Origin of the sequence: Streptomyces sp. NPDC048566 (assembly GCF_043199735.1) — a bacterium.
Classification (GTDB): Bacteria; Actinomycetota; Actinomycetes; order Streptomycetales; family Streptomycetaceae; genus Streptomyces.
Window position 1 is genome coordinate 193,847 of sequence record NZ_JBICWL010000005.1, and the last position, 12,343, is coordinate 206,189.

The 12,343-nt window shown below is 75.4% G+C and carries 10 protein-coding genes; 3 read left to right on the forward strand and 7 right to left on the reverse strand.

Features of this window, described 5'->3' with window-relative positions; all coding sequences use genetic code 11:
* Positions 1 to 74: 74 nt before the first annotated feature.
* A complete protein-coding gene (locus ACGFS9_RS11590) occupies positions 75 to 848 on the reverse strand; it encodes a nuclear transport factor 2 family protein (protein WP_393252364.1) in 774 nt (257 codons plus the stop codon).
* A 287-nt stretch (positions 849 to 1,135) separates the two neighbouring features.
* Here ACGFS9_RS11590 and ACGFS9_RS11595 point away from each other — a divergent pair, with 287 nt between their 5' ends.
* Both ACGFS9_RS11595 and ACGFS9_RS11600 read left to right on the forward strand, forming a co-directional pair.
* Positions 1,136 to 1,639 carry a methylated-DNA--[protein]-cysteine S-methyltransferase gene (locus ACGFS9_RS11595; protein WP_393252366.1) on the forward strand — a complete coding sequence of 168 codons (504 nt, stop codon included), beginning with the start codon at positions 1,136 to 1,138 and terminating at the stop codon, positions 1,637 to 1,639.
* 386 nt (positions 1,640 to 2,025) lie between these two features.
* Positions 2,026 to 4,383 carry an ATP-binding cassette domain-containing protein gene (locus ACGFS9_RS11600; protein ID WP_393252368.1) on the forward strand — a complete coding sequence of 786 codons (2,358 nt, stop codon included), beginning with the start codon at positions 2,026 to 2,028 and terminating at the stop codon, positions 4,381 to 4,383.
* 471 nt (positions 4,384 to 4,854) lie between these two features.
* Here ACGFS9_RS11600 and ACGFS9_RS11605 read toward each other — a convergent pair whose 3' ends face one another.
* From ACGFS9_RS11605 to ACGFS9_RS11625, 5 genes are all read right to left on the reverse strand, one after another.
* Positions 4,855 to 5,721 carry a lysophospholipid acyltransferase family protein gene (locus tag ACGFS9_RS11605; protein ID WP_393252369.1) on the reverse strand — a complete coding sequence of 289 codons (867 nt, stop codon included), beginning with the start codon at positions 5,719 to 5,721 and terminating at the stop codon, positions 4,855 to 4,857.
* Positions 5,722 to 5,840: 119 nt separating this feature from the next.
* The gene (locus ACGFS9_RS11610; protein ID WP_393252370.1) at positions 5,841 to 6,611 is read right to left on the reverse strand and encodes a GNAT family N-acetyltransferase; all 771 of its coding nucleotides are present in this window, start codon (positions 6,609 to 6,611) and stop codon (positions 5,841 to 5,843) included.
* A gap of 270 nt (positions 6,612 to 6,881) precedes the next feature.
* Positions 6,882 to 7,631 (reverse strand): succinate dehydrogenase/fumarate reductase iron-sulfur subunit, encoded by a 750-nt coding sequence (locus tag ACGFS9_RS11615; protein ID WP_393252372.1) that lies wholly within the window; start codon positions 7,629 to 7,631, stop codon positions 6,882 to 6,884.
* Positions 7,628 to 9,580, reverse strand: a complete 1,953-nt coding sequence (locus ACGFS9_RS11620) for a fumarate reductase/succinate dehydrogenase flavoprotein subunit (RefSeq protein WP_393252374.1) — start codon at positions 9,578 to 9,580, stop codon at positions 7,628 to 7,630. Before ACGFS9_RS11620 ends, ACGFS9_RS11615 begins: the two co-directional genes overlap by 4 nt.
* 1 nt (position 9,581) lies before the next feature.
* Positions 9,582 to 10,253, reverse strand: a complete 672-nt coding sequence (locus ACGFS9_RS11625; RefSeq protein WP_393252625.1) for a succinate dehydrogenase — start codon at positions 10,251 to 10,253, stop codon at positions 9,582 to 9,584.
* A gap of 120 nt (positions 10,254 to 10,373) precedes the next feature.
* On the opposite strand from ACGFS9_RS11625, the gene ACGFS9_RS11630 reads away from it, so the two are divergent.
* Positions 10,374 to 11,264: a LysR family transcriptional regulator gene (locus tag ACGFS9_RS11630; protein ID WP_393252375.1), complete on the forward strand. Its 891-nt coding sequence runs from the start codon at positions 10,374 to 10,376 to the stop codon at positions 11,262 to 11,264.
* A gap of 129 nt (positions 11,265 to 11,393) precedes the next feature.
* On the opposite strand, the gene ACGFS9_RS11635 is transcribed toward ACGFS9_RS11630, so the two are convergent.
* Positions 11,394 to 12,173 (reverse strand): oxidoreductase, encoded by a 780-nt coding sequence (locus tag ACGFS9_RS11635; RefSeq protein ID WP_393252377.1) that lies wholly within the window; start codon positions 12,171 to 12,173, stop codon positions 11,394 to 11,396.
* Positions 12,174 to 12,343: the final 170 nt, after the last annotated feature.

The following is a 12,343-nucleotide window of genomic DNA, read 5'->3' on the forward strand; positions in this document are numbered from 1 at the left end:
TTCCTGCTTTCGCCGGCGGTGGGGTGAGGAGAGTGCGAGGACTGTTCCCTGCCCGCGGACAGCGCGGCGCAGGCCTACTCCGCGGGCCCTTCGACGTCGTCGTACATCCGGGCCGACGCGATCAGGCCGTCGCCGCCGCGCGAGCAGACCGCGAGTCCGGGCTGCGGTGGCAGGTCGCAGTCGCCCCAGCGGTCGCAGATGTACTCGAAGGCGCTGCGGGTGCCGTCCTCGGTGACCGTGCACAGCTTGAGCGGGATTCCGCCGCCCGCGGCGAAGAGGCCGTCGTACAGCGCGGTCAGCTCCTCGGGGCCGGCGTGGTGATACGTCTCCTCGGAGGGGCCGCGGAAGGTGCCGTCCGGCTCGAACACGGCGACGACGGCCGCGGTGTCACCGGCGTCCAGGGCGGCCGTGTAGGCACCCACCACGTCGGAGGCGTGGGCCGCCGGGTCGGGCCGCAGCATCGGGCGGCGCACCACGTGCCGGCCCAGCAGGGGACGGCGGGAGTGGTGGATGCGCACCGGCAGCTTGGACGCGGGGTCGACGGCGGCGGCCACGGGCAGCCCCGCACGCTCGCCGTCCGGCCCCTCCAGGTGCACGATCCATTCGCCCACGGCGCGTCGCCCGCCGATGGTGGTGGCGACCTCCTCGATGTCGACCTTGTGCTCGGCCCGCCAGGCGTCCTGCACCTCCAGCCAGGCGGCGAGCACGCCCACGCCGCTGATCCGGCCCGCCTCCGGGTCGTCGAGGGCGACCGGTACGGTGGCGGACGCGGGGTCGCGCAGCGCGTCGGCGAGGTCGGCGGCGCCGAGCCGCTCGACGAGATCGGTGATCTGCGGGATCCAGACCATGAGAAGACTCCTGGGCGGTGCCGCGGTCGCGGCGGTCGTGGGTGGTCCTCGGTACGGGTCGCGGTCGCGTGCGTCGGTGGGGCCGGTCGTCTTCGATCGTGGGCCCGGACGAGCCGCGGCGCTACCGCAGAGCCGGAATCCGGGGCCGCGCCCGGCCACTGCCCCACGGTCCGCCGGCGCGCCGGGCGGGAGTCCGGCGCGATGTCCGAATCCCGCCGGACGCGGCGCCCGGCGCACGGCAGGGTTGAGGGTGCACACCGCTGGGACCCGGGAAAGGAACCGGACCGATGACGACGGTCTACACGACGATGGACAGCCCGCTCGGGCCGCTGCTGCTGGTGGGCGAGCCCTCCCCCACCGCGCCGGGCGGCACCGCGCTCGCCGCGGTGTCGCTGCCCGGCCAGAAGAACGGCGCCGAGGTCCGGCCGGACTGGCGGGCCGCCCCGGACGCCTTCGGGGAGATCGAGGCCCAGCTCGGCTCGTACTTCGCGGGCCGGCGGAGCGCCTTCGACCTGGAATTCGTGCCCGGTGGCACCGACTTCCGCCGGCGGGTCTGGAAGGCCCTGGAGGACATCCCGTACGGGACCACGCTCAGCTACGGGGAGATCACCGCCCGGATCGGCGCGTCCCCGGCGGCCGTGCGGGCCGTCGGTACGGCGATCGGCGCGAACCCCCTGCTGATCGTCCGGCCCTGCCACCGGGTGATCGGCGCGAACGGGGCGCTCACCGGCTATGCCGGAGGGCTGGAGCGCAAGCGGCAGTTGCTGGACCTGGAGTCGGCACCGTCCTGATCCGCCGCCCGGGCCCCCGCCGCTCCGTGGCCCGGGCGGAGCGGGGACGGGGCCGGGACCGGCGGTGAGACCGAGCGGCCGGGGACCGAGAGCGGGGCGCCCGCGCAGCCCCGGACGGCCTCCCCGGGCGAACCGCGCCACGCCGCCCCGGGCGCGGAGGGCCGCGGGCGCGCACCGGGCCGCGCCCGTGTCCGCGCACGGGGCCGCGACCGGCCGCCGCCCGGCGACCGGCCCGGGTCGCGGGACCCGGCCCCGCCTAGGATGGTGGGGTTTGCCCCCCGAAGCCCGCGGGGTTGCCCCGCCGCGACCGCCGGGGTCTTCCCCGCCCCGACCGAGGCCCGGTCCGGCGACCCCGCGCCCCGGCGCCGGGCGCAGGAGCCCCGCCGATGCCCAGCCCCCACGGCAGCCCGCACGATCCCCTCGTCCGCGTCCGCGGCGCCCGGGAGCACAACCTCCGGAGCGTGGACGTCGACATCCCGCGGGACGTGCTGGCCGTGTTCACCGGGGTGTCCGGGTCCGGCAAGTCGTCCCTGGCCTTCGGGACGATCTACGCCGAGGCGCAGCGCCGGTACTTCGAATCGGTCGCGCCGTACGCGCGGCGGCTCATCCACCAGGTCGGCGCACCGAAGGTCGGCGAGATCACCGGGCTGCCGCCGGCCGTCTCCCTCCAGCAGCGCCGGGCGGCGCCCACCTCCCGTTCGTCGGTGGGCACGGTCACCAACCTGTCGAACTCGCTGCGGATGCTGTTCTCCCGGGCGGGCGACTATCCGCCGGGGGCCGAACGTCTCGACTCGGACGCCTTCTCGCCGAACACCGCGGCCGGCGCCTGCCCGGAGTGCCACGGCCTGGGGCAGGTGCACCGGACCGGCGAGGACCTGCTCGTCCCCGACCCGTCCCTGTCGATCCGCGAGGGCGCGATCGCCGCCTGGCCGGGCGCCTGGCAGGGGAAGAACCTGCGGGACGTCCTCGCCGCCCTCGGCCACGACGTGGACCGACCGTGGCGCGAGCTGCCCGCCGAGGACCGGGAGTGGATCCTGTTCACGGACGAGCAGCCGGTGGTCACCGTGCACCCGGTGCGGGACGCGGAACGCATCCAGCGCCCCTACCGGGGCACGTACACCAGCGCGCGGCGCTACGTCCTGAAGACCTTCTCCGACACCAAGAGCCCCACGCTCCGGGCGAAGGCCGAGCGCTTCCTGTCCGCCGAGCCCTGTCCGCTGTGCGGGGGCAGCAGGCTGCGGGCCGAGGCGACCGCGGTGACGGTAGGAGGCCGCACGATCGCCGAACTGGCCGCGCTGCCGCTGACGGAGCTCGCCAGGTCCCTCCCCGCCGGCACCGAGACCGCCCGGGTCCTGACCGAGGACCTCACCGCACGCATCGCCCCGGTGGCCGAACTCGGCCTCGGCTACCTGAGCCTCGACCGGGCGACGCCCACCCTCTCGGCCGGCGAGCTCCAGCGGCTGCGCCTGGCCACCCAGCTGCGGTCCGGCCTGTTCGGCGTGGTGTACGTGCTCGACGAGCCGTCCGCGGGACTGCACCCGGCCGACACGCAGGCGCTGCTCACCGTGCTGGAGCGGCTCAAGGGCGCGGGCAACTCGGTGTTCGTGGTGGAGCACGACCTCGACGTGGTGCGGGCCGCCGACTGGCTCGTGGACGTGGGTCCGGAGGCGGGCGAGCACGGCGGACGCGTCCTGCACAGCGGCCCGGTCGCCGCCCTGGAGTCCGTGCCCGGGTCGGCGACGGCGCGCTACCTCTTCGGCCGCTCCCCCGCCCCGGCCCGCCCGGTGCGCGAGCCCCGCGGCCGGCTGACGGTGGGCCCCGTCACCCGGCACAACCTGCGGGGTGTCACCGCCGAGTTCCCGCTCGGCGTGCTGACCGCCGTCACCGGTGTCTCCGGGTCCGGCAAGTCGACGCTGATCGGCGCGGTGACGCAGGACCTGCCGGGCGTGGGACGGCTCGTCGGCGTCGACCAGCGCCCCATCGGCCGCACCCCCCGGTCCAATCTGGCCACCTACACCGGCCTGTTCGACGCCGTGCGCCGGCTGTTCGCCGACACCGAGGACGCCCGGGCGCGCGGGTACGGCGTGGGGCGCTTCTCCTTCAACGTGGCAGGCGGGCGCTGCGAGACCTGCCAGGGCGAGGGCTTCGTCAGCGTGGAACTGCTCTTCCTGCCCAGCACCTACGCCCCCTGCCCGGACTGCGCGGGCGCGCGCTACAACCCGCGGACGCTCGAGGTGACCTACCGGGGGCTGACCATCGCGGAGGTCCTCGACCTCACCGTCGAGGCCGCGGCCGGGTTCTTCGCCGACGCCGGCACCCCGTCGGTCTCGCGCAGCCTCGCCACCCTCGCCGAGGTGGGGCTGGGGTACCTGCGGCTCGGCCAGCCCGCCACGGAGTTGTCGGGCGGCGAGGCCCAGCGCATCAAGCTGGCGTCCGAGTTGCAGCGCACCCGCCGCGGTCACACCCTCTATCTGCTCGACGAGCCGACGACGGGTCTGCATCCGGCCGATGTCGAGGTGCTGATGCGGCAGCTGCACGGTCTGGTGGACGCCGGTCACACCGTCGTGGTCGTCGAGCACGACATGGCGGTGGTGGCGGGCGCGGACTGGGTGATCGACCTGGGCCCCGGGGGCGGCGAGGAGGGCGGCCGGATCGTGGCCGCCGGTCCCCCCGCGCTGGTGGCCCGCTCCGGCGAGGGCAGGACGGCGCCCTACCTCGCGCGGGCCGTACACGCCGCTGGGTAGGGCCGGCGGACCTGCCGCCGGGACGGACGCCCCTTCGCATGGGCCGGCTCGCGCCGCCGCCGCGCGCGGGTGCCCGGCGGCGGGCCGGACCGGTTCCGCGGCCGGCTCGGCCGGCGGGGCGTCGACCTCACCGCCCGGTCCTCGGGCCCGGCGGACGGCCCGGCAGGAGCGGGACCGGCCGGAGGGGTGCCGTCGCTCCCGGGGCGCCAGAACCGCGACTCCCCCGGCCCCGGGCCGCCCACCGGGCCGCGCCCCGGGCGCCGGCACCGCTCCGGCCGGTCCCGCACCGCTGTCTCCGCCGGTCGCCGACGCGTACCAACGGCGCGGACGGCCCGCCGGGCCCCTGCGACCGGGCCGGGGCGTCAGGGGGCGGCGAGCCGACGCGGGACCGGCACCCGGGTGCGGCGGCGGGCCGGACGGGCGGTCCGGCGCGTGCGGCGCGTGCGGCGGCGACCGGTACGGGGCGGCGGCTCAGGGATGCGGCGGCGAGCCGGCGCCGGGCGGGACGGCCTGGGCCGCGGCGGCCAGGGCACGCCGGTCCGGGTACCGGCCGGCCGGCAGCGCGGGGAGCAGGTCGACCTCGGCGATCAGCCCGCGGGACGACACGACCCGCCAGAGCGAGCCGATCAGCGCGTCGTCGCCGACGAAGGCCGGCGCGGTGCTCGTCGTGCCGTCGGCCAGCCGGTAGCGGATGCGCAGCGGCTGGACCCGGGCCCCGGCGTCCAGCGCGGCCTGGAAGACGGCCCGGCGGTAGCGGCCCTGGGCCCGGCCGCACCACGTGCTGCCCTCCGGGAAGGCGGCGACCGCGCCGCCGCGGCGCAGCGCCTCGGCGATCCGCTCCACCGTGCCCGGCAGGGCGCGCAGCCGGGCGCGGTCGACGAACAGGGTGCCGCCCCGCGCCGCGACCGCGCCGGCGACGGGCCAGCCGCGGATCTCGGACTTGGCCAGCATCCGCGCCGGGCGGACGGCGGCGAGCAGCGGGATGTCCAGCCACGAGACGTGGTTGGACACCATCAGCAGCGGGCCGGCAGGGGGCGCGCCGCCGCGGATGCGGGCACGGACCCCGGCCGCGCGCGGTACGAGCAGGCACCAGCGGCGAATCCACCGGTCCCGCCGGGCCGCGCCCAGCCGGCCCGCGACCGGCGCGAGCAGCACCCCGGCCAGGACCGTGAGCAGGAGGGCGGCGAGCCGCAGCACGGACCGCGGCAGGCCGGCCCGGGGCCGGACGGGGTCCACGCACCGGCGGGCGGAGCAGGGCGCCGCGGGCAGCCAGGCCCCGGCCGGCGGGGCGGCGGGGAGTGCGCCGGGCCGGACTCCGGACGCCCGGGCGTCGCGCATCCCGGGCCGTGGGGCCGCTGCGGGATGGGGGGCCGGAGCGGGATGGGGGGCCGGTGCGGTACGCCCCGGGCGGCCGGGGGGCGGACCGGCACCGGGGGCGGTGTGCGGGGGCGCGCCCATCACGCGGGGACGAGGGAGAGGAAGTGCCGGAGGTAGCGCGGGTTCACCCGGCGCATGGAGAGCAGGACGTACAGGTCCGCGACGCCGAACTCCGCGTCGAGCGCGGGCTCCCCGCACACCCAGGCGCCCAGGCGCAGGTAGCCGCGCAGCAGCGGGGGCAGTTCGGTGCGCCCGGGGCGGGCGGGCGCCGCGGGGGTCCAGGGGCGCAGCGGGCGCACCAGGTACTCCTCGGGGGCCAGGTGCCTGTCCCGCACCCGGTCCCAGGTGCCCGCGGCGAGGGCACCTCCGTCGGCGAGCGGGACGGAGCAGCAGCCGGCGAGCCACGCGTGGCCCCCGTCCGCCATGTAGCGGGCGAGACCGGCCCAGATGAGCCCGATGACCGCGCCGTCGCGGTGGTCGGGGTGGACGCAGGAGCGGCCCACCTCCACCAGGCCGGAGCGGATCGCGGACAGCGGCCGGAGGTCGAACTCCGTCTCCGCGTAGAGCCGTCCGGCGACGGCGGCGCGCTCGGGCGGCAGCAGCCGGTAGGTGCCGACGACCTGGCCGGTCACCGTGTCGCGCACCAGCAGGTGGTCGCAGTAGGCGTCGAAGGCGTCGATGTCGAGGCCGGGCTCGGCCGTGGTCAGCAGGGCGCCCATCTCCCCGGCGAAGACGTCGTGGCGCAGCCGCTGCGCGGCCCGGACGTCGGCCTCGTCGCGGGCCAGGGAGACGGTGTAGCGGGCGGGGGTGACGGGCGGGGCGGGGGTGTCGAGGGTGGGAACGCCGGTCATGGCACTCTCCTGGTCGCGGGCCGCTGGGCGGAGGGCCCCCGCTCGGGCGGAGCCGAGAGGCCGGGGGCGGCGGGCCGGATCGGTGCGGCCCGCGCGTTCCTGTTCTTCCGATGCCGGTTGGCGTGCGCGTGACCAGTGCCAGGAGGGCGGATGTGGGGTTGCTGAATGGCAGGGGCGTCCCCGGCGGCACGGGGAAGCGAGACGGGACCGGGGCGTTGAGCACCACACCCGGTCCCGCCCGTCCGCACCCTTCGGCGAACGACGTGGGGGCTACCGCCGGCCCGATGCGCGGGTGGCGCGCAGCCACTCCTTGTTCATCGCGGTGATGGAGAACAGCGGGATGCCCTTGGGGCACGCGGTGGCGCACTCACCGGCCAGGGTGCAGCCGCCGAAGCCCTCCTCGTCCATCCGCGCCACCATGTCGAGCACCCGCGTCTCGCGTTCGGGAGAGCCCTGCGGAAGCACGTTGAGGTGGTTGACCTTGGCGGAGGTGAACAGCATGGCGGCGCCGTTGGGGCAGGCCGCGACGCAGGCGCCGCAGCCGATGCACTCGGCGTGCTCGAAGGCGAGGTCGGCGTCGGGCTTGGGCACGGCCGTGGCGTGTGCCTCGGGGGCGGCGCCGGTCGGCGCGGTGATGTAGCCGCCGGCCTGGATGATCCGGTCGAAGGCGGACCGGTCGACGACGAGGTCCTTCACGACGGGGAAGGCGGCGGCCCGCCAGGGCTCGACGTCGATCGTGTCGCCGTCCCGGAAGGACCGCATGTGGAGCTGGCAGGTGGTGGTGCGTTCGGGTCCGTGCGCGTCGCCGTTGACGACGAGGCTGCACGCGCCGCAGATGCCCTCGCGGCAGTCGTGGTCGAAGGCGACGGGGTCGTCGCCGGCGAGGAGGAGTTCCTCGTTGAGGGTGTCGAGCATCTCCAGGAAGGACATGTCGGGCGAGATGCCGTCCACCTCGTACGTGGACATCGCTCCGTCGGCGGCGGCGTTCTTCTGCCGCCAGACGCGCAGGGTGAGCTTCATGCGTAGCTCCGCTGGGTGGGGTGGACGTACTCGAAGACGAGGTCTTCCTTGTGCAGGACGGGCGCGCTGCCGGTGCCGGTGAACTCCCAGGCGGCGGCGTAGGAGAACTCCTCGTCGCGGCGGGCCGCCTCGCCCTCGGGGGTCTGGGACTCCTCGCGGAAGTGCCCGCCGCAGGACTCCGACCGGTGCAGCGCGTCGAGGCACATCAGCTCGGCGAGCTCCAGGTAGTCGACGATCCGGTTGGCCTTCTCCAGGGACTGGTTGAACTCCTCCCCGGTGCCGGGGACCTTGACGCGCCGCCAGAACTCGCCGCGGATCTGCGGGATGCGCTCCAGGGCCTTGCGCAGTCCGCTCTCGGTGCGCGCCATGCCGCAGAACTCCCACATGACGTCGCCGAGTTCGCGGTGGAAGGAGTCGGGGCTGCGGTCGCCGTCGACGGCGAGCAGCAGCCGCAGCCGGTCCTCGGTGTCGGCGAGCACCTCCTGGACGGCGGGGTGCTCGTCGGTCACCTCGTCGCGGTGCGGGGTGCGTGCGAGGTAGTCGTTGATCGTCGCGGGCAGGACGAAGTAGCCGTCGGCGAGCCCCTGCATCAGGGCGGAGGCGCCGAGGCGGTTCGCCCCGTGGTCGGAGAAGTTGGCCTCGCCGATCGCGAACAGTCCGGGCACGGTGGTCTGGAGGTCGTAGTCGACCCAGAGTCCGCCCATCGTGTAGTGCACGGCGGGGTAGATCCGCATGGGCACGCTGTACGGGTCCTCGGCGGTGATCCGGGCGTACATGTCGAAGAGGTTGCCGTACTTCTCCTCGACCCCGGCGCGGCCCATCCGGCGGATGGCGTCGGCGAAGTCGAGGTAGACGCCCTGGCCGCCGGGGCCCACTCCCCTGCCCTCGTCGCAGACGTTCTTCGCGGCGCGGGAGGCGATGTCGCGGGGCACGAGGTTGCCGAAGGAGGGGTAGGCGCGCTCCAGGTAGTAGTCGCGCTCGTCCTCGGGGATCTCGTTGGGCGGGCGGGTGTCGCCGTGCGCCTTCGGCACCCAGATGCGGCCGTCGTTGCGCAGCGACTCGCTCATCAGCGTCAGCTTCGACTGGTGGTCGCCGGTGCGCGGAATGCAGGTGGGGTGGATCTGGGTGAAGCAGGGGTTGGCGAAGTAGGCGCCGCGCCGGTGGGCCCGCCAGACGGCGGTGGCGTTGGAGTTCACGGCGTTCGTCGAGAGGCGGAAGACGTTGCCGTAGCCGCCGCTGGCGAGGACGACGGCGTCCGCGTAGTACGTGTCGATCCGGCCGGTGACCAGGTCGCGGGCGACGATGCCGCGGGCCGTGCCGTCGACGACGATCAGGTCGAGCATCTCGGTCCGCGGGTGCATCTCCACGTTCCCGGCGGCGATCTGCCGGGACAGTGCCTGGTAGGCGCCGAGCAGGAGTTGCTGTCCGGTCTGGCCGCGGGCGTAGAAGGTGCGGGAGACCTGGACGCCGCCGAAGGAGCGGGTGTCGAGCAGGCCGCCGTACTCGCGGGCGAACGGCACGCCCTGGGCGACGCACTGGTCGATGATCTCGACCGAGATCTGGGCGAGGCGGTGGACGTTGGACTCGCGCGCGCGGAAGTCGCCGCCCTTGACGGTGTCGTAGAAGAGGCGGTGCACGGAGTCGCCGTCGTTGCGGTAGTTCTTCGCCGCGTTGATGCCGCCCTGCGCGGCGATCGAGTGGGCGCGGCGCGGGGAGTCCTGGTAGCAGAACTGGACGACGTGGTAGCCCTGTTCGGCCAGCGTGGCGCCCGCGGAGCCGCCCGCTAGGCCGGTCCCCACGACGATCACGGTGCGCTTGCGGCGGTTGGCCGGGTTGACGAGCTTCGCCTCGAAGCGGCGGGTGTCCCACCGTTCGGCGACGGGGCCGTCGGGTGCCTTGGTGTCGGCGACCGGGTCGCCGGTGGTGAAGTGCGTGTACGCGAGGGTCATTTCAGCTCACCACTCCGGTCATGACGCCCACCGGCACGGCGATGAAGCCGGCCGTGAGCAGCAGTGCGAGGACGTTGGCGACGGTCTTCAGGGCGCGGTCGCGGGCGCGGCTGCCGGCGCCGAGGGTCTGGGCGGCGCTCCAGAAGCCGTGCCGGATGTGCAGGCCGAGCGCGAGCATGGCGACGATGTAGACGACGTCGCCGTACCAGGTGGAGAAGGTGTCCACGACGTTGTTGTACGGGTGGCCCTGCTGGAAGCCGCCGGGGTGCACGGTGCCGGTGGTCAGGTCGAGCAGGTGCCAGACGATGAACAGGCCGAGGATGACGCCGCCCCAGCGCATGGTGCGCGTGGCGTAGCTCGACCGCGGCTTGGCGTGGACGTACCGGGTCGGGCGGGCCTTGATGTCGCGGCGGCTGAGCTGGTAGGCGGAGACGGCGTGCGCGACCACGGCGGCGACCAGCACCGCGCGGACGAGCCAGAGCGTCCACTCCTCGTGCATGACGGGCTCGCCGATCGTGCGCAGCCAGTGGGCGTAGTGGTCGAACTCGCCCGCGCCGAAGTAGATCTTGAGGTTCCCGATCATGTGGGCGACCAGGTAGAGCAGCATGATCAGGCCGCTGACGGCCATCACGGTCTTCTTGCCGACGGAGCTGTCCCACACGGTGCGCGCCATGGACGGCCGTCGGTCCGTCCGCGTTGCCAGAGCCATGGGTCAAGACGGTAGGCCGGGGCAGTCCGATCGGTCCAAGACATGGAACGGCTCGTTTCCATAGAGGTGGCCTATCGTGGGTCCATGCAGTTCCAGCAGCTCCAGTACTTCGTGGCCGTCGCGGAGACCCGGCACTTCACCCGGGCCGCCGAGCTGACGCACGTCGCGCAGCCGTCCCTCTCCCAGCAGATCAAGGCGCTGGAGCGGGAGTTGGGCGCGGATCTGTTCCTGCGGGCGCGCGGGAACATCACGCTCACCGATGCCGGCGAGGCACTGCTGCCGCTGGCCCGGCGCATCCTCGCGGACGCGGACACCGCCCGGCACGAGGTGCAGGAACTGGCGCAGCTGCGCGGCGGGCGGGTGCGGCTCGGTGCGACGCCGAGCCTGTGCACGGGGCTCCTGCCGGACGTGCTGCGCGCCTTCCACGACCGCTATCCCGGCATCAGGCTGCTGATCGAGGAGGGCGGCTCGCACGACCTGGTCCGGGAGCTGGCGCGCGGTGCCCTGGACCTGGCTCTGGTGGTGCTGCCGCTGCCGACGCCCGCGCCCGCGCTCACCACGGTGGAGCTGCTGCGCGAGGACCTGGTCGTGGTGTCCTCGCCGGAGGCCCCCGCACCGGGCCGGGGCGGGGGTCGCGGCGAGGTGCGGGTCGCCGACCTGGAGCGCGAGCGGCTGGTGATGTTCCGGCACGGCTACGACCTGCGTGAACTGACCGTGGCCGCCTGCCGCGCCGAGGGCTTCGAGCCCGCCTTCGCGGTCGAGGGTGGGGAGATGGACGCCGTCCTCGGCTTCGTCCGCGCCGGACTCGGCGTGGCCGTCGTCCCGCGGATGGTCGCCGGCCGGTCCGGGCGGGAGCTGCGGGTGACCCCGCTGGCCGGACCGGGGCTGCACCGCACGATCGCGCTGGCCCACCGCAGCGACGTGGCACCGCCGCGCGCCGCGCGGGAACTCCAGCGGATGCTGCTGGAGGGCTGAGCGCACCGGCGGCCCGCCGCAACGGGGGCGGGCGGCGCCCGCGCCGGCCCCGCGGCCTCACCGGGCTCCCGGCGGGCCGTCCACCCGCCGGTGCGCTCAGCCCCCCCGCCGGAATCCGCAGGCGCGCGTTCACCACGTCGGGACGAAGCCGCCGTCGATGAGGAAGTCGCTGCCCGTGATGTTGCCCGCGCGGTCCCCGGCGAGGAAGAGCACCAGGTCGGCGACCTCGGAGGGCTGCGAGAAGCGGCCCGTCACGGTGGCGCCCGACGCCTGGGCCACCACGTCCTCGGGGGTGAGGCCGGCGGCGGAGGACACCGTCTCGGCCACTCCGCCGCCACCGAGCCACAACGCGGTCTCCACCGGCCCCGGGCTGACCGTGTTGACCCGGATGCCCCGGGGGCCCACCTCCTTGGACAGCGCCTTGGAGAAGGCGACCAGGGCGGCCTTGCCCGCGCTGTAGTCGATCACCAGCGGGTCGGGCAGGGTCGCGTTGACCGAACCGACCGTCACGACGCAGCCGCGCCCGGCGGCGAGCATGAGCGGCAGGGCCGCACGGGTGACCCGTACGGCGGTGAGCAGGTTCAGGTCGAGGGTGCGCAGCCACTCCTCGTCCGTCACGGACAGGAAGCCGCCGGTCCGGGCGGGGGCCGAGCCCACGTTGTTGACCAGCACGTCGATCCGGCCGTCCGCCGCGTCGACGAGCCGGGAGGCCGCCGCCGGCTCGGCGAGGTCGACCCCCACCCAGGTGACGTCGGCCGTCTTCACCAGGGCGTCGAGGCCGGGCGAGGTGCCGCGGGAACCGGCGATCACCCGCGCCCCGGCGCCCGCCAGCGCCTCGGCGACCGCGAGCCCGATGCCCTTGCTGGCGCCGGTGACGACCGCCGTCCTGCCCTGGAGTTCCGTGCTCATCGCCATCAGCTCCCTCACTGGGACGTCCGTCCGGCCGGCGCCGGACACGCGGGCGCGGCGCGGCCCGTCGTTCCAGGAGACCACGCCGTGGCGCGGGGAGTGCGCGGACGCGTCCGGTCCGGCCACGGTGGCCGGGGCGCGCCGCCGGCACCCCGCGGCGCCGTCCGCGG

Coding starts and splice junctions, on each gene's coding strand:
- ACGFS9_RS11590 (WP_393252364.1), bottom strand. CDS start 848: ATGGTCTGGATCCCGCAGATCACCGATCTCGTCGAGCGGCTCGGCGCC.
- ACGFS9_RS11595 (WP_393252366.1), top strand. CDS start 1,136: ATGACGACGGTCTACACGACGATGGACAGCCCGCTCGGGCCGCTGCTG.
- ACGFS9_RS11600 (WP_393252368.1), top strand. CDS start 2,026: ATGCCCAGCCCCCACGGCAGCCCGCACGATCCCCTCGTCCGCGTCCGC.
- ACGFS9_RS11605 (WP_393252369.1), bottom strand. CDS start 5,721: ATGCGCGACGCCCGGGCGTCCGGAGTCCGGCCCGGCGCACTCCCCGCC.
- ACGFS9_RS11610 (WP_393252370.1), bottom strand. CDS start 6,611: ATGACCGGCGTTCCCACCCTCGACACCCCCGCCCCGCCCGTCACCCCC.
- ACGFS9_RS11615 (WP_393252372.1), bottom strand. CDS start 7,631: ATGAAGCTCACCCTGCGCGTCTGGCGGCAGAAGAACGCCGCCGCCGAC.
- ACGFS9_RS11620 (WP_393252374.1), bottom strand. CDS start 9,580: ATGACCCTCGCGTACACGCACTTCACCACCGGCGACCCGGTCGCCGAC.
- ACGFS9_RS11625 (WP_393252625.1), bottom strand. CDS start 10,253: ATGGCGCGCACCGTGTGGGACAGCTCCGTCGGCAAGAAGACCGTGATG.
- ACGFS9_RS11630 (WP_393252375.1), top strand. CDS start 10,374: ATGCAGTTCCAGCAGCTCCAGTACTTCGTGGCCGTCGCGGAGACCCGG.
- ACGFS9_RS11635 (WP_393252377.1), bottom strand. CDS start 12,173: ATGAGCACGGAACTCCAGGGCAGGACGGCGGTCGTCACCGGCGCCAGC.